19 protein-coding genes are annotated in these 22,576 nt (G+C 39.6%); 13 read left to right on the top strand and 6 right to left on the bottom strand.

The annotated features are described in order from the left end of the window. Positions 1–58 precede the first annotated feature (58 nt). From I7X29_RS13670 to I7X29_RS13610, 13 genes are all read left to right on the top strand, one after another. A complete protein-coding gene (locus tag I7X29_RS13670; protein ID WP_198475445.1) occupies positions 59–676 on the top strand; it encodes a hypothetical protein in 618 nt (205 codons plus the stop codon). A gap of 10 nt (positions 677–686) precedes the next feature. Next, complete coding sequence (locus I7X29_RS13665) at positions 687–956, top strand: SMI1/KNR4 family protein (protein WP_225883767.1); 270 nt, start codon at positions 687–689, stop codon at positions 954–956. A 72-nt stretch (positions 957–1,028) separates the two neighbouring features. Continuing rightward, on the top strand, positions 1,029–1,226 hold the full coding sequence (locus I7X29_RS13660) for a hypothetical protein (RefSeq protein WP_198475443.1): 198 nt from the start codon (positions 1,029–1,031) through the stop codon (positions 1,224–1,226). Positions 1,227–1,443: 217 nt separating this feature from the next. Next, positions 1,444–2,352, top strand: a complete 909-nt coding sequence (locus I7X29_RS13655; RefSeq protein WP_198475441.1) for a hypothetical protein — start codon at positions 1,444–1,446, stop codon at positions 2,350–2,352. 90 nt (positions 2,353–2,442) lie between these two features. Continuing rightward, a complete protein-coding gene (locus I7X29_RS13650; RefSeq protein ID WP_198475439.1) occupies positions 2,443–3,240 on the top strand; it encodes a hypothetical protein in 798 nt (265 codons plus the stop codon). A gap of 38 nt (positions 3,241–3,278) precedes the next feature. Further along, positions 3,279–3,617, top strand: coding sequence for a hypothetical protein (locus I7X29_RS13645; protein ID WP_198475438.1), 339 nt, complete (start codon positions 3,279–3,281; stop codon positions 3,615–3,617). Positions 3,618–3,737: 120 nt separating this feature from the next. Beyond that, positions 3,738–4,415, top strand: a complete 678-nt coding sequence (locus I7X29_RS13640; RefSeq protein ID WP_198475436.1) for a hypothetical protein — start codon at positions 3,738–3,740, stop codon at positions 4,413–4,415. 12 nt (positions 4,416–4,427) lie between these two features. Beyond that, positions 4,428–5,024: a hypothetical protein gene (locus I7X29_RS13635; protein WP_198475434.1), complete on the top strand. Its 597-nt coding sequence runs from the start codon at positions 4,428–4,430 to the stop codon at positions 5,022–5,024. A 13-nt stretch (positions 5,025–5,037) separates the two neighbouring features. Continuing rightward, the gene (locus tag I7X29_RS13630; RefSeq protein ID WP_198475432.1) at positions 5,038–5,382 is read left to right on the top strand and encodes a hypothetical protein; all 345 of its coding nucleotides are present in this window, start codon (positions 5,038–5,040) and stop codon (positions 5,380–5,382) included. Positions 5,383–5,548: 166 nt separating this feature from the next. Continuing rightward, positions 5,549–6,076, top strand: a complete 528-nt coding sequence (locus I7X29_RS13625; protein WP_198475430.1) for a hypothetical protein — start codon at positions 5,549–5,551, stop codon at positions 6,074–6,076. A 14-nt stretch (positions 6,077–6,090) separates the two neighbouring features. Further along, entirely contained in the window at positions 6,091–6,687 is a 597-nt protein-coding gene (locus I7X29_RS13620; protein WP_198475428.1) for a hypothetical protein, read from the top strand. A gap of 77 nt (positions 6,688–6,764) precedes the next feature. Beyond that, on the top strand, positions 6,765–7,217 hold the full coding sequence (locus I7X29_RS13615; RefSeq protein WP_198475426.1) for a hypothetical protein: 453 nt from the start codon (positions 6,765–6,767) through the stop codon (positions 7,215–7,217). Positions 7,218–7,230: 13 nt separating this feature from the next. After that, a complete protein-coding gene (locus tag I7X29_RS13610) occupies positions 7,231–7,731 on the top strand; it encodes a hypothetical protein (protein WP_198475424.1) in 501 nt (166 codons plus the stop codon). A gap of 130 nt (positions 7,732–7,861) precedes the next feature. On the opposite strand, the gene I7X29_RS13605 is transcribed toward I7X29_RS13610, so the two are convergent. The 6 genes from I7X29_RS13605 to I7X29_RS13580 form a co-directional block, all read right to left on the bottom strand. After that, entirely contained in the window at positions 7,862–9,490 is a 1,629-nt protein-coding gene (locus I7X29_RS13605; protein ID WP_198475422.1) for an acyl-CoA carboxylase subunit beta, read from the bottom strand. A 92-nt stretch (positions 9,491–9,582) separates the two neighbouring features. Next, a complete protein-coding gene (gene uvrA / locus I7X29_RS13600) occupies positions 9,583–12,339 on the bottom strand; it encodes an excinuclease ABC subunit UvrA (RefSeq protein ID WP_198475420.1) in 2,757 nt (918 codons plus the stop codon). Positions 12,340–12,471: 132 nt separating this feature from the next. Beyond that, positions 12,472–13,938, bottom strand: coding sequence for a RagB/SusD family nutrient uptake outer membrane protein (locus I7X29_RS13595; RefSeq protein WP_198475418.1), 1,467 nt, complete (start codon positions 13,936–13,938; stop codon positions 12,472–12,474). A gap of 13 nt (positions 13,939–13,951) precedes the next feature. Further along, positions 13,952–17,080, bottom strand: a complete 3,129-nt coding sequence (locus I7X29_RS13590; RefSeq protein WP_198475416.1) for a SusC/RagA family TonB-linked outer membrane protein — start codon at positions 17,078–17,080, stop codon at positions 13,952–13,954. Between the two features lie 502 nt (positions 17,081–17,582). Next, positions 17,583–20,051: a M1 family aminopeptidase gene (locus I7X29_RS13585; RefSeq protein WP_198475414.1), complete on the bottom strand. Its 2,469-nt coding sequence runs from the start codon at positions 20,049–20,051 to the stop codon at positions 17,583–17,585. Between the two features lie 109 nt (positions 20,052–20,160). Continuing rightward, on the bottom strand, positions 20,161–22,563 hold the full coding sequence (locus I7X29_RS13580; RefSeq protein ID WP_198475412.1) for a TonB-dependent receptor: 2,403 nt from the start codon (positions 22,561–22,563) through the stop codon (positions 20,161–20,163). Between the last annotated feature and the right edge of the window lie 13 nt (positions 22,564–22,576).

Raw genomic sequence — 22,576 nt, 5'->3', positions numbered from 1 at the left:
ATAAATGGATGCCCTTACAAATAAAACCTTTTGGACACTCACGTTAATTGTTAATTGAATGAATTATCTAAAAGAAATACAAATCCTCAAAACTGAGCTTGCTCTTCCCTTGCAGAAAGCCAAAACCCTATTAGAGCAAACTGCAGGTGATATCCCCGCCGCCATAGCCCTCTATCACCAAGAAAATATAACCACTATAATGGCAGAAACCGAGTGCGAACATTGGGAAGCTAAAAGTGTATACGAGCGTTTCAATTATAATGTCGAAAAGGCTGTAAAACACATTTTTAGCACTTCATTAACTATAAGTGTTGAAGATAAAAGAGATACTAACGAAAGAGGTATGGGCTATCTCATCAGTGCTTTAGATGCCAATTTGAACAATCTGCCCAAGCGCTCTATCTTCATCCCAATAGAAGATTTTGATCAATATCTTTTAGAAGATTTCAAGTCCGTATTTCCCCTATACCAACCCCAGTGTAACAAAGTCGAAAACTATTTCAATTGTACAACCAGCAATGTTTTTGACCCTACTCTGTGCCGAAAAATCATCACACAACTGCGCCAACATACATTTACCGATGATAAAGTAAAGATTTTTATAGAGAAAATTATCATTGATGTAGAAGAAAAACTCCCCACCTGCGCCTATATAGAGGTCTATGGGAATATATAAAAATAAACCAATGAAAGAACAACTCCACCGCATTCAGCAAAAGCTTGCCCAAGCCAAAGCCGCTGATAAAAACTTAGAAGTATTTGGTGCCGATGCTCACCAGTACCACCTCAACCCGCCCATAAGTGAGGCGGAAATCCTTGCCTTTGAGCAAAAGTACGGGCTGACCTTGCCTAAGGGCTATCGCGATTTTCTACTCACTATAGGCGACAAGAATGCTGAAAGGTTAGAAAAGATAGCAGGTACTTACTACGGACTTTTTGATTTTGATAGAGCATAAGAACAATTTCTTCTTTAGAACGCCGCTTAGCTTCTTTTAGACTTACCTTAGACGAAACCAGAAAATAGAAAGATGCAACTAAAAAAGACCATAGAAAACCTTTGGATTACTAAAGTACTCGTTGAAGGACTTAACAAAGCCTTTGCCTATAACGAGTACTTGGGTAGCTTTTTGATGATAGCTATTTTCTGTATTATCTATGTGCTAGTATTCCCTATAATGTTAGTGGTATTGCCAATTCTTGGGGTAGTCAAATTGTTTAAGAAATAAAGAGTGAAAAATGAACCTAAATAGAATAATACATTCAAGGCTGTTGAACACTACCATTGATAAAGTAATCAAAGTCAATGCCTATAACCCTTTGTTAGGTTTAGTTGTAATAACAATAGCTCTTTTTGTTTTCTTTATACTCGTAATCCTTTCAATAATAGTAGGATTACCTATACTTGGCTTAGTGAATTTGTTTAAAAAATTGATAAAATAAAATATGGAATTACAATATTTGTTGGGCAGACTTATTCATTCTCCCGAAATAAAAGAATTTTTAAGTCACTACCATTTGCCTCAAAACCCTAATCCTGAATATGATGCTTACGGCAACTTGTTTTGGGTACGAGTTAATAATGAAGAAAAGACCATTCGCTGCCTCTTTACTGGGTATGTGAGATATGCTCCCGCTTATGGAGAGCCTATGGGTAATTATAACAAGGAAAAAGACCAACTCATTTTGCACGAAATCACCATTTATCCACCAGTAACCCCCAATGGTAAAATTCCTGAAATAGCATTGCCTTTTGGTTTAAACATTGGTGATGATAAAAAGACTATCGAACAGAAGATAGGCAAGAAACTCACCGGTAAAAGTTTAGCTAATGATGGAGGTTCTTTTTACGAGCCTTTCTTTGATGAATTTCGCTTATTATTAGCTTTGGACTCTAAGGAACAATTGTGCTGGCTAACGCTATTCAAATTAGAACTATATGAAAAGGAACGCATCCACCTTAAAGCCCTCCTCAAATCACAAAACAAGAATATAGACCCCAATCGCATTCCCGAAATGCAAGCTTTCCTTTCCGAAACACCTATCACTCAGTGGCGCAAGCGTATGGCTCAGGGTGATGATATGTTTTCAGAAGAAAGCATTACCGCTGTAGAAACAGCCCTTACGGAATATGTACAAACACTTTGTGAGGCGGTACAAAAGAAAAATGCGACTACCGTTTATAATTCTATGGGTAAATTGGTAAAGAAAATCAATAAAATTAATGACAAATACGGACTTATAGAAACAATGGAGCGCGAGGAACTTTGCGAGTGGCTCAATACACTCATACGCAAAACAGGATTGGAATTAGCCGATAATGTAGATATCACCGATGAATACCGCGAGTGGTAAAAAATACAGAAACAATGAAAAAATCATTAGAAAAACTTTAATAATTAATTAGCAAATTAGAGAATTAGCGAATTAGTAAATTGATGTATTATGGCAATTGACGGCGTAAAAATCATAGATAGCGATAGTGCCTACGACATTTATAACAATATTACTGAACGTTATAAAGACGGTGAGGATATAGAAAAAATCAGACAGGATTGGCTCAATGAGGAAGCTAATTTTTGTATTGATGAACTTTTTGCAGAAATCTATTGGACGGCTTTTGCGTATTCTCTTTGGAAAATAGGTTATCGAAAAGATGAAGTACGCGCCAAAGCCTTGCAACTCATCGAACAAGGAGCAACACCGCTCTGGAATGAGATAGATAGCAAAGCCCAAAAAGAACGACAGAAAGCACTCGACAAGCTCAAACTGCAACTGCAAGAGGACAACCCAAAGCCTCTTGTGAAACCTGCTTCAAAGAAACCTAAAACACCTTATTTTCAAGTAGGAGATGTGTTGGTGGTAACCATTGGTGAACGTTATGGCATCTGCTTTGTCTCGGCTGTAGAGGTTACTCCTCGAAAAATAGAGTATCATCTTGCTCCTACTCGATATTTAGCCCCTACTTATCCTACAATGACCGACTTTCTGCAAAGCGAACTTGCCTGCGGTAAAAACAATCAAGATTTCGCCCTCAAAACCGATTGCTGGTTCAACCATAAAGATTTGGGAGTGATACTGTCTTCCCTCCAGAAGATAGGTGTCGTACAATTGAAACCTTATAGTTTATGGACACTCTCACCTGCCAATAGTATAGATGATATTTATGAAAAAATCATAGAAGACAAAAAATACTTTGGAGGGAAACTCAAGAAAGTAGAGGAGTTAGTCCTTAGAGGGTAGGAGCAAGGCAGGTAAGAAATCTCAAAAATGTAATCGCTATGAATAAATTAGCTATATATGATAAACTTTGTTGCTTTATTATCCTAAGTATTTTGAAAAAAGGAGGTGAAGTAGCGTTGTCCTCTCATTTCAGGCATCTTTTTGCTAATCTATTAGGAATAATAAATGATGCCTCTTATCTTATCTCGGTAATGGCTAATGATGAATTAGTAGCACATCAAGGATTGTTTGAAAATACAAAATTATACCAAAAGATTACGATAACAGATAAGGGGATTAAGTATTTAGAAGAGAATTTGAATCAAGTTATCATTCCTGAAAATGAATTTAATGAAGTTCATTTAGATAGGATAAAATCAATTCTGAAACATCAATAATAAACAGATATACAACCATAATAACTACAATGAGATGAAAAAATATATAGTTGAACTGTGGCTGTCTATTTTTATTTGTCTTGATATTTTCTTAGTTTTGCGGTATAAAAATCTTGCTCTATGAAACATATTATTATAATAGTAGCTTTAGCTTTGGTGGCTTGCCAGCAGAAGCCTCTTAGCGACCTTTCGCTGATAAAGATGGGTAGCCCTATCAGCGATTATAAGTTAGATACTAACGACTTCTCAGATAAAGGTATGCAGCCAATGCGCTATAAAGAACGTTTTTTTGATATGATAGAAGAAATGCCCGATGAAAATCAGTGGAGACCGCTGATGCATACCTTTGAAGGGGAAACTTATAACTATACCTATGGAGGGGTTGAAATATCTTATCATACTACTATACAGACTTATAACGACAAAATAGCGCAGCTCTGTATAATGCCTGAGATAGATGCCCTGCCTGCCCTTGTCAAGTACCTTTATGCTACCTTGGGGGTACCTGATGAAAAGTATTCTTGTATACTGAAAAGGAGTATCGTACCTACTAGTAAATATGCTTTTTCATCTCTGGAAATTCATAATCTTCTTGCCAGTATATTCCCTGAGCACAATGATGGCAACATACCCTGTATTGAGAAAGACGAGATAAGTGCGCCTACGTATTTGCGGTGGGATAGAGGTAATGAGATTTATTGTTTGAAGATTATAGACACTCATTATTACCAAGATAATAGCGTAGAATATGAGCTAAAGCCTATGTTTATTTGCACTTTGCGCTATCTGCCAGAATAAAAATACAATACTATGAAACAGCTATACCTTTTAGCTATCGCTGCTATAACGATAGCCTGCACTAACGAACCTATTACCGACCTCTCACAACTAAAAGTCGGCACTAACATCAGTGCTTATACCTTAAACAAAACCGACTTCGATGTCACCCCTAATGTTCTTTGGAGCAAGAAATTGCTTACTACCACCTACCTTTCGCACAAAGATACTGATATAAGTAGGTATCACTTTGGCAAGTTCAGATTGCAGCCTGTCGCCAATGCTATAAGGATAGATGTGCGCGAGGGCAAGATAATATCGATAAAAATGCGGATAGCCATAGACCAGATATTCGAGTTAAGAGATTGGCTTATAGCCACTTATGGCAATAACTACGATGACGATTTTTTTGAACATGCCAGATATTATTACACAGCTAAAGAATTAGAGATATTCGAAAAGCTATTCCTTGGTTATACGGTCGAGGAAGATCCTACCGACCCTAATTATGCGAAATGCATTATAGTGCTTTCTGATTATTTTTTGTGGCGTACCCCAGAGGCTTCTTACACTTGGGATATAAACCATCAAGAAACGCTACTAAACACACTAACAATAACAGCAAAATAATTTATATATCAATATGCAACATTACAAAACAATAAAAGAGCTTATCAAAGATTACAAGCAATTGCCTTACCCTGGTATAATTTATATCGAAGGAGAAAAAAAGGACAATTATCAAGAGGCAGCATTTTGGGTTTTATCAAGTAATGAGGATAAAGAACAAAATTCTGTCGAAACTAAGTACGGAGAAGTTCCCGAATCATTAGCCCAATTTGAAGTAGCTTACTTTTCAGGAGTAGGCATTTTTCAAGACATTATTGACAATAAGTTTGATCATAATGAATCGCTAACTACTGAAGATACAGAAGTGCTTTTAGGAGCTATTGAGCATTACTTTGAGTATGATGATTTTCAGGATTAAAAGCTTTCCCAGCTGGCGCGAGCTTGTAGCTTGTGCCTACCCCCAGCTCGCCGTGCTACGACCTTTGCTAAAGTTGATTACCCAGTTGGCGCAAGTTTGGAATCCATACAATTACATTTCTCACCTCGAACTCACGTTATTGATAAAACCTTAAAAAGAAATTATTATGAACTTATATCCTTCTATATCTTCAGAGTTGGAACTGGCAGGAAAACTCATAATTCCTTTGTTAGTATTCCTCTTAATTGCTTTCGTGGCAAAAAAAGTAGAGAATAAATCTATTTCCTCTCTACTTGAAATCTTATTAGCATTAGGTATAATGGTCTATAATATAGCTGTAGGAATCTTTTTATTCCGGTGTGTGCGACCAATAATTCCCTATTGGGAATTAGATCTTATAGAATGGTATCCTGTACCTCTATTTTTTGCGTTTTTCCTTTTAGTTTTTAACATCCTTTTCTTGCTCAGGTATAGAAATAAACTCTATGAAAATGTATTGTTTGTGCTGAGTTTTGGATTGCTGTTATTTACGCTCTATGAGTTTGTAGTTACCAAACCTTTTAAGCAGCAAGATGGAGCCGAATTCTTATTAGATAAAGGTCTTTTAGAACACGCCCCTCTACTAAATTTTATAATTAATATAGCAGTAAGTTTGAGTTTTATACTATTTATTGGATATAAAAGAAAATCGTAAAAGTAAGTGATTATATGAATATTTATGATATTATATTAGGAGAGAAAAATATTGAAAATATGATTGCTCTAATAAAAGAAAATAAGAAAGTAATTCCTATCTTATATTCTTATGAGGATATATTTTCAGAAACATTAAGTTTTTTATTAAGTAATAAAGACAGAAATACAGATTTAGAATATATCTTCAATATGTTTGTTGATATACTTATTGGTCAGCTTATTACCAAACCAAGTGATTTATTAATTTGCATAAAGCATATAAAAAGCAAAAAAGATCAAATTCTATTTTTGAAAACAGTAATGCATAGCAGATTGGTTAATGATGATGTTTTGATTGCTCTTGGTCGAGATAAAAACATATTCCAACAATTACCTTATGATTTATCTTGGGTAGAGATTCCAGTACTAAAATATGGTTCTAAGATTATTCTTTCAGCAAAAGAAAAATTATCAGTTATAAGAATTTGTCCTCTTATAGATTGTATTAATGATAATTCCTTATTAGAGTTTCTTTTAGCTTGGGCATTGGAAGAAAATAAATTAGATAATGAAGGGATTGATTATTTTAAGAATAATTATAAGAAAAAATACACTGAAATAATGGGGTAAGTAATGTTCAAAATGTGTTGTTGAAAGCATAAAGCGTTTAATGTAATCACATTCAGTGAGGAATTAATGTAATAAAAATGAGTATACTTAAATCATCTATTCAACCTAACGGACTGAAAGAGGTTGGTTTAGGAAATTCTATAGGAGCATTTGAAAGGTTATTAAGAGATGAATATCAAAGAGGGAATGTGGTTTTTCAATTAGATACACATTTTCTAATAGTCGTTTTTATGGATAGTATCATTGTAAAAGTCAATTTGTTGTATAATAAAGTAGCTCAGATATCTTTCTATAATAAGTTCTTAGGCAAATTCAATGATATAGGAATAGGGAGTACTTTAGGAACATTTATGGATACATATCCTACGGCTCAATACGATGATGATGAGAATTTCTTTTATATTCCTAATTCTACTTATGAAAATATGGCTTTTTTCTTTGAAAACCCTTATTCTTTTGCGCAGGACAACAAGTTAGAGGAAATTACAATCAATGATTTATCTCTATTGGTAATATGTAGTAATACATAAAAAAATCGAAATTATGAAAAACACCCTTTGGCTTTATAAAAATCCTTATCAGATAGAGATAAGAGAAAAGGAAGCACACCCACCACAAGTAGCAGTTTATCTCTACGAGGCAGAAGAGGAGATTAAAAACGTAGTCCTCACGGGAGGAGGAAGCGTGAGCAGTCTGTGGGAGAAAAGTGCGCTGTTAGACGGCGATAGACTGCTCATAGCTTGTGGCAATGAGGTATTTTGTGTCCTCTTGCCTACATTAGAGCTCCTTTGGCATACACAGGTGGATATGGCTACTTGCTTTGAAATAGTCCCCTATCAAGATGATTATATTACCCACGGCGAGGTGGGGATAGTACGCCTCAACAAGCAGGGCGAAATTCTCTGGCAGTTCAGCGGGAAGGATATTTTTGTCTCGCCCATAGAGCGCACTCCCGCTTTTAAGATGACCCCACAAGGTATTGATTTAGTAGATTTTAATTATGAGGAATACCACATTGATTATGACGGGAAATTAATAAAGTGATTTTCTTATTCATATACCCAGCAGTTCTTGTAGGTTTACTCACATACCCAGCTGTGAACCCTCGCTGGCTTTACTCACATACCCAGCTGTGAGCTCTCGCTGGCTTTATCTCTTATCTCTTACCTGTTACCTAAACTTGTATCACTCCTAAGTTAAACGCTCTTTCAATGGGGGCATTGTTGGCAGCTTCTATACCCATTGCTATCCATTGGCGGGTTTCTAATGGGTCGATGATGGCATCTGTCCAGAGGCGAGCAGCGGCATAGTAAGGTGATATTTGCTCGTCGTATTGCTCTTTGATATGCGCAAAAAGAGCAGCTTCTTTTTCAGGGGTAAGCTCTTCACCTTTTTTCTTTAGGTTAGCAGTTTCTATCTGCAAGAGCACTTTAGCAGCTTGTGCGCCCCCCATTACCGAAATATTTCCACTGTGCCACGATACGATAAGACGAGGGTCGTAAGCCTTACCACACATTGCGTAGTTGCCTGCGCCGTACGAATTGCCTATGACTACAGTAAATTTAGGCACAACTGAGTTCGCAACAGCATTCACGAGTTTAGCCCCATCTTTGATAATCCCTCCGTGTTCTGATTTAGAGCCTACCATAAAACCGGTAACATCTTGCAAAAAGAGCAAAGGTATTTTCTTTTGGTTGCAATTGGCTATAAAGCGGGTAGCCTTGTCGGCACTATCTGAGTAGATAACCCCTCCAAACTGCATTTCTCCTTTTTTAGTTTTCACCACTTTGCGCTGGTTCGCCACAATGCCTACTGCCCAACCCTCAATACGCGCATACCCCGTGAGGATGGTCTGTCCGTAACCTTCTTTATATTCGTCAAATTCTGAATTGTCCACCAATCTAAGGATGATGTCTTTCATATCATAAGGCTCTGAGCGCAATTTAGGCAAGATACCGTAAATTTCATTAGGGTCTTTCAGTGGTTTATGCGTTTCAATGCGGTTAAAGCCTGCTTTTTCGGCATCGGCGAGTTTAGCCATTGTACGGCGCACACGGTCGAGGGCATCTTTATCATCGGTTGCCTTATAGTCGGTTACACCACTGATTTCACAATGAGTAGTGGCGCCGCCTAAGGTTTCATTGTCGATATTTTCGCCTATAGCAGCTTTTACTAAATAGCTGCCCGCCAAGAAGATACTACCCGTTTTATCTACTATTAGAGCCTCGTCGCTCATTATAGGCAGATAAGCCCCGCCTGCTACACAACTGCCCATTACCACCGCTATTTGGGTGATGCCCATACTGCTCATCAGGGCGTTGTTGCGAAAGATGCGACCAAAGTGTTCCTTATCGGGGAAAATCTCGTCCTGCAAAGGCAAGTATACCCCCGCACTATCTACTAAATAGATGATAGGCAAGCGATTTTCCATTGCAATTTCTTGAGCGCGTAGGTTCTTTTTAGCTGTAATAGGAAACCACGCACCTGCCTTTACGGTAGCGTCATTGGCTACTACTACACATTGTTTTCCAGCAACATAGCCAATCACTACCACTACGCCAGCCGAGGGACAGCCGCCGTGTTCTTCGTACATTCCCTCACCGGCAAAAGCGCCTATTTCTATTTGAGGTTTATCTTTGTCTAAGAGATATTCTATGCGTTCACGAGCCGAGAGTTTGCCTTGGCTGTGTAATTTTTCGAGGTTCTTTTTGCCCCCGCCTTCTTTTACTTTTTTCAAGCGTTTACGCAACTCGCTAAGGGCTAATTTATTGTAATCTTCGTTTGTATTGAATTGAATGTCCATATTTGATTAATATTGTACATTTTACATTTTGCCATCGTCGGCAGTTACTCGAAAAATTCGAGCGACTGAAGTTTCTTCTAATTCTTTCATTGTTACTTCAGTTTTAAGTATTTACCTGTGTAGCTTTGTTTGTTTTTAGCGATTTCCTCAGGGGTACCCGTCGCTACGAGATTGCCTCCTTTGGCGCCTCCTTCTAAACCTAAATCTATTACATAATCGGCTGATTTGATCATCTCGGTATTGTGTTCGATAATGATAACCGAATGCCCTTTTTCTATAAGGGCTTGCAATGAATCTAAGAGTTTGCGAATGTCGTGAAAGTGTAACCCAGTGGTTGGCTCATCAAAAATGAACAACACTTTTTCTTTGCTATCCGATTTCGATAGAAACGACGCTAATTTTATCCGTTGGGCTTCCCCACCCGATAGGGTAGAGGAGGATTGCCCCAGTGTTACATACCCCAAACCTACATCTTGCAAAGGTTTTAGCTTTTCGGCTATTTTAGTTTGTTTGTGCTTTTGGAAAAAGGCTACGGCATCGTCAATAGTAGTGTTCAGCAGGTCATCTATGTTTTTACCTTCGTACATCACTTCAAGCACTTCTTTTTTGAAGCGTTTGCCTCCACAAGCCTCACAAGTGAGGTGCACATCAGCCATAAATTGCATTTCTATGGTTACTTCACCTTCGCCTTTACACACTTCACAACGACCCCCATCAACGTTGAATGAGAAGTGTTTGGATTGGAAATTGCGCATCTTTGCCAACTTCTGATTTGCAAAGAGGGCGCGAATATCGTCGTAAGCCTTAATATAGGTAATAGGATTTGAACGGGTAGATTTACCAATAGGGTTTTGGTCTACAAACTCCACACTTTGCAAGTGCTTGTATTTGCCCTCTATCTTCGTAAACTGACCGATTTTCTCTCCGCCTAAATCCAATTCTTTCTGAATAGCAGGATAAAGTAGCTTTTTCACCAAAGTCGATTTTCCACTACCCGATACCCCTGTAACTACCGTGAGCATATCCAAAGGAAAGGTGACATCTATATTTTTAAGGTTGTTCTCACGGCAACCTACCAAAGTGATGTAGTGAGGCGAAGTGCGTCGCTTTTTGGGTACTTCAATTGTTAAGCGCCCACTGAGGTATTTCCCCGTAAGGGTGTTGGCTTTTAGAAGTTCATCGTAAGTACCTGTCGCTACTACTTCGCCACCGTGCGTACCCGCTTCAGGACCTATATCGATAATATGGTCGGCAGCTTTCATAATATCCTCGTCGTGCTCCACCACAATCACCGTATTGCCCAAGTCGCGCAAGGATTTTAGTACGCTTATCAATCGTTCGGTATCGCGTGGGTGCAGACCAATACTGGGCTCATCGAGTATGTACATAGAGCCTACCAAACTACTGCCCAACGAGGTCGCTAAATTAATGCGCTGGCTTTCCCCCCCTGAGAGCGTGTTCGATTTTCGGTTGAGGGTTAAGTAACCTAAGCCCACATCGGCGAGGAATTGCAAGCGATTGTTGATTTCTAAAAGCAATCGTTTGGCTACCTCTTGCTCATAGTCGGTGAGCTTGAGTTCTTTAAAGAAAATTTGTAGTTCTTCAATAGGCAATTCTACCAAGTCCGAAATGCTTTTGCCTGCTATTTTCACGTAGTTAGCCTCTTTGCGCAAACGCTTGCCGTGGCATTCGTGACAACGCGTTTTTCCGCGATAGCGCGCCAAGAGTACTCGGTTTTGTATTTTATAACTTTTGTCTTCTAACTCTTTGAAAAAATCGGTGAGTCCTGTGAAATACTTGTTGCCGTCCCAAACCAATTGTTTCTGCTCATCGGTGAGCTCAAACCAAGGCTTGTGTATCGGGAAATCGAACTTATAGGCGTTATTCACCAATTGGTCACGAAACCAACTCATCGTCTCACCGCGCCAAGGATAGATAGCATTCTCGTAGACCGAAAGACCTGTGTTAGGTACGATAAGGTCTTCATCAAGTCCGATAGTATCACCATAACCATCGCATTTGGGGCAAGCCCCATAAGGGTTGTTAAAGCTGAATAAGTGTACGTTAGGCTCTAAAAAAGTGATACCGTCCAACTCAAACCGATTACTGAAATGCGTTTGTACCACTCCGTCCATTTCTTGAATGTAGCATTCACCCTTCCCTTCAAAGAAAGCCGTGTCTACGGCATCGGCAAGGCGGTGCTGAAAGTCTTCGTCGTGACGCACAATCACCCTATCTACTACCAATTGGAAATTGTTGAGATTCTTAGGCAAATTGTCTTCCTCAAGACGGATGATTTCTTCTTTGTATAGAATGCGTGCATAACCCTGTTGTAATAGGAGTTTGAGCACTTGCTCTACGGTACGGTCTTTGGGGATACTCACAGGGGCTAAAAGCAACAGTTTTGTGCCTTCTGGATAGCGCATCACTGCATCTACCACATCGGTAACCGTATGTTTTTTCACCTCTTGTCCCGAGATTGGCGAATACGTCTTCCCGATACGAGCAAAAAGCAGTTTCAAGTAGTCGTACACCTCGGTAGAAGTGCCCACAGTAGAACGTGGGTTCGAGGTGTTTACTTTCTGCTGAATAGCAATAGCAGGGGCAATCCCTATGATATTGTCTACTTTGGGCTTGTCTAACTTACCCAAAAACTGACGTGCATACGACGAGAGGCTCTCCACATAACGGCGTTGCCCTTCGGCGTAAAGTGTATCAAAAGCCAATGATGATTTACCTGAGCCTGAAAGCCCTGTAATCACCACCAACTGGTTGCGGGGAATCCCCACGGTAATATTTTTAAGATTGTGCAGTTTAGCACCCTTTATAAGAATTTCTCTGTTTTTCATTTTTAACTATCAAGGGGGCAAAGTTACGACTAATTTGCTAATTAGCCAATGCTTGCGCAATATTAAAAAGAACTACCCAAAAAGTATTCTTTTTTAGGTAGTTCGTGTCTATTTAGGTTTTTGTGTTATTTTTTATTTGTTTTGTACTATTAGTGAGTTTGCTTCTATTTCGTCTTGTGGTATTTGGTATACCCAACGTTTATCGCCAGCGGGTACTGTTATCATAAAGGTATGGTTGCTGCCAGCCTCATTTCGGTTTACCCCTAAATGCCAACGTTTGAAATCGAAGAAGCTAGTGCCTTCACCCCATAACTCTATGCGGCGCTGAGTGCGTACTTCGTCTCGCATAGCCGCTTGAGTGGTAGCAGTGAGCGTGTAAGAAGGGTCGCGATAGTCGTGCATAAAGTCTTCAAGGGCAGTTTTAGCAGCGCTCAAATTGTTCTGTTCTACCAAAGCCTCTACATACAAAAAGAAAGGGTCTTCTATACGTATGAAGCAATAATCGCTCAAAAATTGCTGGTCGGTAGCGTATTTCACATTGGCGTAATCGGGTAAGTTATACCTATCGGCAATGGTGGGGAAAAGTGTACTATTGATATATATTTTCTTACGTACATCAGTATCGGCTATCTTAGCATAGAGGTTGCTGTACATATTTTTATAAGCTCCTGAACCCCCAGCATAGCCTTGTGTTATGGTATTATCGATATGCGAATAGAAAGACCCAAAGGAACTTGTAGTCTGCTGGGTGATATCATACCCCCAAAGCCAAGAGGTATTACTGATATCCCATTTAGCTCCTTGCACTTCAGCCATAGAAGTATAATTGAAATCGCTTGCGTTGAGCACAATTTGGGCGTATTGGGCTACCTTTGCCCACTCCTCTTTATGAGCGTATACTTTGGCGAAATAGGCAGCGGCGACAGCTTTATCTACATCTTCTTTGCTTTCGGTGATGGTAAATCGGGCATCATCTACCACTGATAGGTCTTCTTCCATTTGACGGTATACTTCAGCTACTGTGGCACGCGGCAGTTTGCTATCGGTAGGTTTGAGCATTAGTGGAACGCCTAATTTTGTTTCGTTACCCTTGTATGATTGTTGATATAAATTTACCAAATAGAAATAGTAAATCGCGCGTAACGATTTGAGTTCGGCGTATTTTTGGTAAAGCACTTGCTCGGTAGGTGTTTCAGTAAAATAATCGGCTAACACTTTGTTAATTGCACTGATTTGTCGGTAGAGAAAAGACCACATAAAACTGGTACGCGTATAGGTAGCGTCCCGCATATTGAAATAATAGTCATGGCCGAACCAATGATACGAAGCTTGCACCATATCAAGCCCTGTAAGGTCTGATGACAGATGGATAGACTTCAGCCCGAACGAATCGTGATCGCCACTCTGTAGTGCTACATTATTGTTGTAAATACCGTTGAGTTCTACTTGTAGGAGGTTGGCTTTGGTTTGTACATCGGCTTTGAGTTCCTCTTTGCGTTGGTCGGTGAGGTACTCGTTTACCTTGGGGTCGAAATCACTCTTAGAACAAGCAGTAATAAGCAGTGATAGAAAAGCGGTGGAAAGTATATATTTTTTCATAGCTTTTACGATTTTAAAAATTGAGTGTTAATCCCATTGATACCGTGCGGATTGGGCTATATACTGCATAGTCATTGCTACCTGCCAAGCTGGTGCGGGGGTCTAATCCTTTGCGTTTGCTCCACAAATATACATTATCGGCAGTGAGGTAGTAACGCAATTTAGTAAGTCCTAATTTTTCTACAATTCCTTGTTTGAAAGTGTAGCCTAAACTTACATTGCGCAACGATAAATAGTCTGATGATACTATAAAACGATCAGAAAGACTAAGCACCTTTTGGTTTGCAAACTCCAATCGAGGAATGTCGGAGGTAGTGTTTTCAGGAGTCCAACGATTGCGAATATCAGTATGCCAAGTCCTACCCAAGTCGCCAGAGTGCATTAGGTTAGCGTACTGAGAGTCGTAGAATTTACCACCGAATTGGTAAGAAAATTGTACCGCAAGGTCGAAATTATAGGCGCTGAGCGTTGTGCCAAAGCCTCCTTGCAAATCGGGGATAGAAGTACCTACATATTGCTTGCTATTGGTGCTATCATAATCGGCACTACCTTTTAGCTTGTATTCACCCGTAGTCGCATTTTTTACGTAAAATTGCGCATCACCATTAGTGGGATTTACGCCTCCCCATTTTACCATATAGAAATCATAGATACTACCGCCTTCTTTTAATATTTGGTAGCCGCGAGTGAGTCCTTTTTCGCGTAGTTCCTCAGGCAAGCGGGTTATTTCGTTTTTGTAGTGCAATCCGTTTAGAGAGATTGTCCACTCCACTTTGTCGGTGCGTATTGGGGTTATACCTAATGAAAATTCAAATCCTTTGTTCATCATATCGGCAACGTTGCGCGGTTCTGAAGAAAAACCAGTAGAAGCAGGCAGCGGCATATTGAATAACAAATCTTTAGTTTTCTTTACAAAATAGTCAGCCTCTAAGGTAAGTCGGTTTCTAAAGAACCCTAGTTCTATCCCTGCATTGAGGTTGCCACTCTCTTCCCAAGTAATATTGCGATTACCTTTATAGCTGGCTTCAAGTCCTGGGGTATTACCATTGGTACTTACGCTATAGAGCGTCATATAAGGTACGTACGAACGTCCACCCCCAGGGAGGTAAAGAGCATCGTTACCTTGTACCCCATAGCTGAGTTTCAGTTTTATCAAATCGATGAATTTTGCTTTTTCTAAGAATTTTTCCTCACTAAGCAACCACGATGCTCCTACCGACCAAAAAGTACCCCAGCGATTTTCGGGGGCAAATACCGAAGACCCATCGCGGCGCAAACTGCCTGAGAGATAATACTTATGTTTATAATTAGCATTTATCTGACCAAAATAGCCTTCTACAAAATAACGACGGGAGTATGAAGTGAGTGAACTGAGTACAGCCGCATTGTTAAACTCACTATTGCGCGGATCTACGAAATTTTTCTTAGACCCTTCAATGGTACCAAAACGCTTTAGATAAGTTTCGTGTCCTAAAAAGGCTTCAAAACCATAGTCGTCCCAGTTCTTATTATAGCGCAACAATTGGTTGAATGTTAGCACTATATTATCCGATTTGTACTTAGTAGATGCCCCGCCATAGTTCTTGCCAGCTCCGCCTAATGGGGTAGTGAAGTAATTCACATCGTAGAAATTGGCATAGAAATTACCATTGGCAGAAAGGGTAAGATTTTTATGTAGCGTTGCATCTAATGAAAGCGACTGATTGAAATAGTAATCGCGATTGTAGTTCAAGTTTTCGCGTTGTGTTGCCACGGGATTGGTATTATTGTTGAATTTTCGGGTAATCCCATAGTCGTAAGTACTCAAGCGATTGCCATTGGCATCGTGTTCATAGATAGGGTAAATAGGAGCGATGGTGCGCGTCCACGCAAAAGGGTTGTCATAGCCATCATCTTCTGTACTTCCTTGTTGTTCAGTATAAGTAATCATAGAGGAAGCATTGGTTTTAAGCCAAGAAGTGATATCCCCCTTATAAGAAAAACGAGTAGCATAGCGATTGAAATAAGTATTCATATTATAGCCTTCATCACCTAAATAGCCAAAAGAGAAATAGAAGCTATTGTATTCTGTGCCTTTGGTCATACTCAGGTTGTGTTCTTTGCGCACACGGTTGTTGAAGAGCGCTTTCTCCCATTGGTTGAAAGTCGCCGCATCGGAATATTTGATAGTAGCCGCAGGGTTGAGTTTGCCGTTAGAGAGTACCACTTGATCATCAGCAACATTGTAGATGTTATAACCTGTACCTACATTGTTGATAAGCGACTGACTCGCATTGGTACGCGCTAAGGCGTCGGCTTGGTTTTGGGCATAGCGGTTTTGGTTGTAAAGAGCAGACCAAAGGGTTTCGTAATATTCCCCTGGACTGCTGATGATATCGTACTCAGGAATACCGCGATAGTTGAAGCCCAACTTACTGTCTAAAGTGATAGATAAGCGTCCTTTAGAACCACTTTTGGTAGTGATGAGCACCACCCCATTAGCGCCACGAGCCCCATAAAGTGCTGAAGAAGAAGCGTCTTTTAGTACGTTCACACTCTCTATATCGCTGTTGTTGATAGCGTTGAGCGTTCCTTCAAAAGGTACACCATCTAAGATGATAAGTGGTGCACTTGAGGCGTTGATAGAGCCAATCCCCCTAATGCGAATAGCCGAATTACTCCCAGGTTGCCCCGATGAAGTGGAGATTTGTACCCCTGCTACAGCGCCTTCTAAGGTTTTAGCTACGTCGGAAGATTGTTTAGCTTGAATAGTTTCAGCTTTGATAGTAGCCATAGAGCCAGTAAACGATTTTTTATCGGTAGTACCATAGGCTACTGCTACCACCTCAGTACCTTCGAGCTGAAGTACATCAACAGATAGAACGATGTTTAGGTTGCGTTCCTTACCTACTTTTACCTCTTTAGGAGCATAGCCGATAGTTGAGAATACTAAAATATCCCCTTGATGAGCTTTGATTTCAAAGGCTCCATTTCCATCGGTAGCTATACCTTTGTTAGTACCTTTGATAACTATAGCTGCTCCAGGCAATTCGAGACCGTCCTGATCTTTTACGGTACCTTTGATAGTTATTTCCTGTGCTACAAGCCAAAAAGGGAAAAGACAACAGAAGATAAACGAAGCGATTTTACGTGTATTATTCATACTTTTATTTGTTTTAACGGCTCAAAAGTATCAATATCTTTCGTAATGAACAAGAGGAAGTTTAAATATTAACAAAGATTAACCTTTTAATATTTTTTTTGTAACATTCTTGATTTTTAAGAGAATATCAAAATAGAACCCACTGTAAGGATATTTTTTGAAAGATTGTTAGTTTTAGATGTTTTTTACTGAAGAAAACGCAAAATTAATGACAAAGGTGAATGACCAATAACGAAGAATGACCTTTGAAAAAAGTACTAAAATATAGGGAAGTAATTTAAACTTATAAAAAATGAGTAATCCAAATATTTTATATGATATTGTGCTAAAAATCAAAAAATATATGGATTACTCAATTAGAACTGGTAAATAAAAGGATTCTACGACCAAATTTCTACCTCATTTATTTCTACTAACAAAAGAAGTTTTATATCTAATTTTGATATAATAGCATCTTTAAATGAGTCGACTTTGGCAAAAGTATGTAACAATTATTTAATCATTATTTGAACATACCTTTAATCTCTTCTAACATTTTAATTTGTTTTTTTACAGATTCAGTTTGGTTTAAGCCGCGTTTGATAGTAATACCTTCATCTAATACGCTTTTTAGCATTTCTTTAGCTGCAGGATTTTCCATATCTTTAGCGATTTCTTTGAGTGATTTAGTTAATAATTCTACGTGTGAGGTATTATCTAAATGCATTGCCCATTCATAGCCTTTTTTAAAGTTGGCAGCTGTGTCGGGAGTGTCTTTTTCAAAGAAAGGATAGTATACAAAATAAGGAAGTATTGCGGGGAGATATTGCTCCATTTGGTTATCGACAATAACGCCTGATAATCCCGCTAATTGATCGGTATCGAAATCTTTGATGTTTCCTTTTTCAAGAATACTCTTAGCACGTGCGGGATCAGTACGAGCTATCCCATTGATAGCTGCATTTCTAATAGCCCCTGAAGGAGATTCAAAGTTTTTCTCGAATATAGGAGTATATTTATTTTTGTCCTTAGAGGTTGCTAATACCCACATTGCTGCCGATTTAGCTAAGTTTTGAGGATCGGAAGAGGCAATTTTTTCTACCATAGCCATTTCTTTGGCGTTGAGATCGTAGTTAGCGAGTTTTTGCAAGGCTTGTACGCGTATTTGGAAGAAAGGATCTTTGAGAGCTGCAATTAGAATATCTTTACCTTCAGATTCGGTAGGAGCACTTACCGCTTGTAATCTGCTTTTAAGTGATTTAGCACGTTGTATTTGGAACAAATATTCAGCCCACGATTTTTGGTATTGTTCATTCATCAATATCACTCCTTCAGGGTTGATATCTATGAGGGTAGGCATTTTTCTCATTGGGAAGGTGAAAACGTTTTCTTTGCGAGCATCTATCCAAACGGTGTGTCTCATCACGCGATTGTTGATGTACAAATCTATATCCAATGGGAATTGGAACAAGAGGTCTTCACTTTGTGTTTGTATCACTTTTAGGGTGAGTTTACCTCTTTTGAAGTCCTTTTCTATATTTACAGTAGGGTTACCATTGCCGAAATACCATTGGTTGAAGAACCAGTTGAGGTCTTTACCACTCACTTTTTCTAATGAAAGGCGCAATTGGTGAGCTTCGCCAGTACCGTATTCATTGGTTTTGAGATAATCGGTAAGTCCTGCAAAGAAAGCTGCATCGCCCAAATAATTGCGCAACATATGCAAGATAGCTCCCCCTTTGTTGTAGGAAACTAAATCAAACATATCTTCGCGGGAGTCGTAACCAAAACGCACTAAATCTTTTACAAAATCGTTAGGGCGGTGTTGGTATTGGAGGGTGTTGTTGCTCAAGTGGTATTCGGCAGCATCTTTGCCGTATTTGTGCATCAACCACAAGTACTCGCTGTAGTTAGCAAACGACTCGTTTACAGTGAGGTTTGACCAGCTTTCGGTAGTTACCAAATCGCCAAACCAGTGGTGTGCCAACTCGTGAGCGATGATAGGCTCCCAATAATTTTGGTCGGCTAAAGCACCTGCAGTTTGATAAGCGCTCTCGGCGTGGCTTACAGCTGTAGTGTTTTCCATTGCACCACTCACAAATTCGCGTACTACCATTTGGGCATATTTAGACCAAGGGAAATCGTAGCCAAAACGTTCGGAGAAGAAAGTAATCATCTCGCTTGTATTGCCAAATATCTGTTTAGCAACGGGTTCGTATTCCTTTTCTACATAATATTCAATAGGCACTGTACCACGCCAAGGGGTATCTTTTACCACGGCAAATTCTCCTGCTCCCATAAAGAAGAGATAAGGAGCATGAGGTTTATCCATCACCCAATAGTCGGTGCGCATATTGCCTTTCTTGTCACTGCTTTTTAGCAGACCATTAGAAAGAGTAACAAAGCTCTCGGGTACAGTGATTTCAATTTCTTGGGTTGTTTTTTGGTTAGGTTTGTCGATAGTGGGGAACCAACAAGAAGAGCCTTCGGTTTCACCTTGTGTCCACACTTGGCGCATAGGCTTATCGGCTTCTCCTTTAGGGTTGATAAAGTAGAGCCCTTTGGCATCGGTAATTGCTTCTCCTCCTTTTTCAGTTATTTTCTCAGGCTGAGCAGTGTAGCGAATATAGATGGTATAGACTTCGTCTTTCTGGTAGGTTTTGTTGAGTTTTATTTTTAGCAAATTGTTTTTATAGCTGTAAGAAAGCCCACGTTGTTTGCCATTCTGGTCTAAGGCTACCTTGTGAATGAGCATAGCCTTGGCATCGAGTATAAGGCTATCGGTAGCATAAAAATAAGGGGCAGCGGTGAGCCATTCTTCTCCGCTGAGGGTTTGGTTGTTGAAGTTGAAACTTACCTTTAACTTGGTGTGCTTCAAGGCAGTTTTCTTTTCAGGAGTTGCACGGTAAAGACTTCTACCCGAAGTATCGGTCTGTGCAAAAATGTAGCCCGTGAGCAATAGGGCAATGATGGTAAAAAGTGTTCTTTTCATCGGTTTATCTTATTTGCTTGAAATATACTGATAATTTATTTTTCAAGGGATGATTTCAACCGCAAAGATATATCTTTTTACCATTATACCGAAATAAAACACCAAAAAATTATAATCGCTCTACTTCTTCAAGTTCGTTTGTATGGACTTTTTTGGCTTTTCCAAATTGATAAGTGAGGTTTAGTTTGACTTGCCGGCTTTCGCTATTGCCATAAGCATAAAGGTCTAAGTTAGGCAAATGACTCTCGCTATCCCAGCGCTGGGTGTGGAAAATATCGGTAAAACTAAGGGTGGCTGTAAGGCGATTGTTTAAGAAAATGCGCTGTAACCCAAGGTCTATACCTCCCGAAGATTTGGCTATCTCGTTGATGCCTGCTAATCTGCGCGAATTGTAAACCGCTGTGAGTTCACCTTTGAGTTGCCAAGGCAAACGAAAGTAATTTTGCATTGTTAGGCTGTACTGCCAACGATTGAGGTGTAACTCGCTACCTTCCAATACAGTGCCTTTGTTCTCTATATAACTGAGATTAGGGGTAAGGGTCGTTTGGCAGCCGTTGCCCCAATTCAATTCTTGATAGAGTGAAAAGAGCAGATGGTGCTGACTGCCTATATTTTTAGGAATTGAAATGATTTTGTTGCTTTGAAAAGGCTCACTGATACTGCTAAAAAAGTCGGTAGAGTAGCTGTAAGTCATTGTGAAAGAAGTTTTTTTATACGAAGCTGAAAGGGTAGCTTTTTGTATTTTTTCAGGAGCTAAAAACGGATTTCCTTTCCAATACGACAATTCGTCTAAAAGGTATTCAAACGGGTTGAGATTTTGGTATTCAGGTCGGTTGATGCGAGTGCTATAGCCTGCAAATAGCTGTAGGTCATCATTGTATTGGTATTGCAAACTCAGGGTAGGGAAGAAGTTAGTATAGTGTTTTTTATGCTCTCGTTGGCTATTTCCACTACCTTCAATAGGCAATAAAAGTCCGTTAGAAAAAGTAGTTTCGTTACGTATACCTACCTCAGCAGACAAACGGTCGGTAAGAGGGTAGTGATATTGAGCATAAACGGCAAAGATACGCTCTTTGAAGTCGAATGCATTAGAGCGGTTTACATCTATAATGTTATGGGTAGCCAAGTGTCTGTAAAACTGAAAGCTATTGTCCGAAAACACTTGTGAGTACTTAGCTCCTGTTGTAAGGCTGCCTCCCCATAGCGGTAATTCTGAACGAAAAGAAGTAGCAAAGATATGTATTTTGCGGTCGTTTTCGGAAAGATATAACTCGTGAGAAAGCACATTGCCCGCAGGCGAACGGTAAGTATTAGGTTGCCAATTCCCTGAACCACCATCGAAAAAAGCGTAATCTATATCTAACTGGTAACGTTCGTTATCGGAAGGAGCAAAAGTATAATAAGCATTGGCACTGTAGCGGTTCGCTTTTTGCATAAAGTAATCGTTGTAGCCCGATAATGTTTTTTCCAATACATTAGCAGCATTGAAAAAGCGAGTGGTTGTGCTGGTCGTTCCTTTGCCAAATAAGGTGTTGGCAGAGAGTTGCACGCCTAAAGTATGTTGTTCATCAGGCAAATAGTCATAGCCAATATGTCCTGCAATAGTTTTGCGTTTTTCGGTATCATCGGTGGGACTTTCATAACGCAAGCCATTTTGTAGGCGCTCGCTGCCGTAATCCATTGCGTAATGTCCTAACTGATGATTGTAGCCCAAACGCAATATGCCTTTTTTTACGCTGTGTTGCAGTTGGAGTTCCGTATTTTGGCGTAGATTCCACCAATACGACAGTCCATTGTTCAATGAGAAGAACGTACCTTCCACCGTTTTTTTATCTAATACAATGTTCACCGCACCTGCTCCCCCTTGAGCCTCGTACTCGGCAGGAGGGTTGAGCAATAATTCCGTTTTTTTGATTTGCGCCATTGGGATAGATTTCAGATAACTCGCCAAATCATCGGGTTGCATATAGGTAGGTTTACCATTGATGAGCACCAACACATTGCTTTTTCCGCCAATGCTCAGGTGATTTTTGCTATCTACCACTACATTGGGAGTGCTTTTTAGTGCATCGAGAGCTGTTCCAGAGGCGTGTGTTAGGCTGTTTTTAGGTGAAAACACAATCTTGCCCTGTTCCATATATACAGCAGCTTTCTTTTGGGGAGCTGTAATGACTACTTCTTCTAAAGCAACTGATGTTTTTAGTTCGATAGCAAGCATTTCAATAGACTTGTTCAGCTGAAAAGGTTCGCCTGTATACGACAGATAGTCGTTAGTACCTTCAATATAAATACGCAATTTGCGAGGGGAAGAAGTAAAGCTAAAGAGTCCGTTAGCTTCGGTAATAGGTTCACTTACAATAAAGTTTGTATCGGCATCTAATACTTTGATAGCTACATTGGCAATGCCTTCGAGTGAAGCGTTATGCACAAAACCTTTTACGGTGTACTGTGTTTGTGCAGAAAGGGTTGTGAGTGTGCATAGTAGGCACAATAAGAAACTCAATCTTTTCATTGTACAATAGTTG

Origin of the sequence: Capnocytophaga periodontitidis (genome assembly GCF_016126015.1) — a bacterium.
Lineage (GTDB): Bacteria > Bacteroidota > Bacteroidia > Flavobacteriales > Flavobacteriaceae > Capnocytophaga > Capnocytophaga periodontitidis.
Note: the sequence above shows the minus strand (reverse complement) of the source record. Positions and strands in the feature narration are given on the sequence as shown.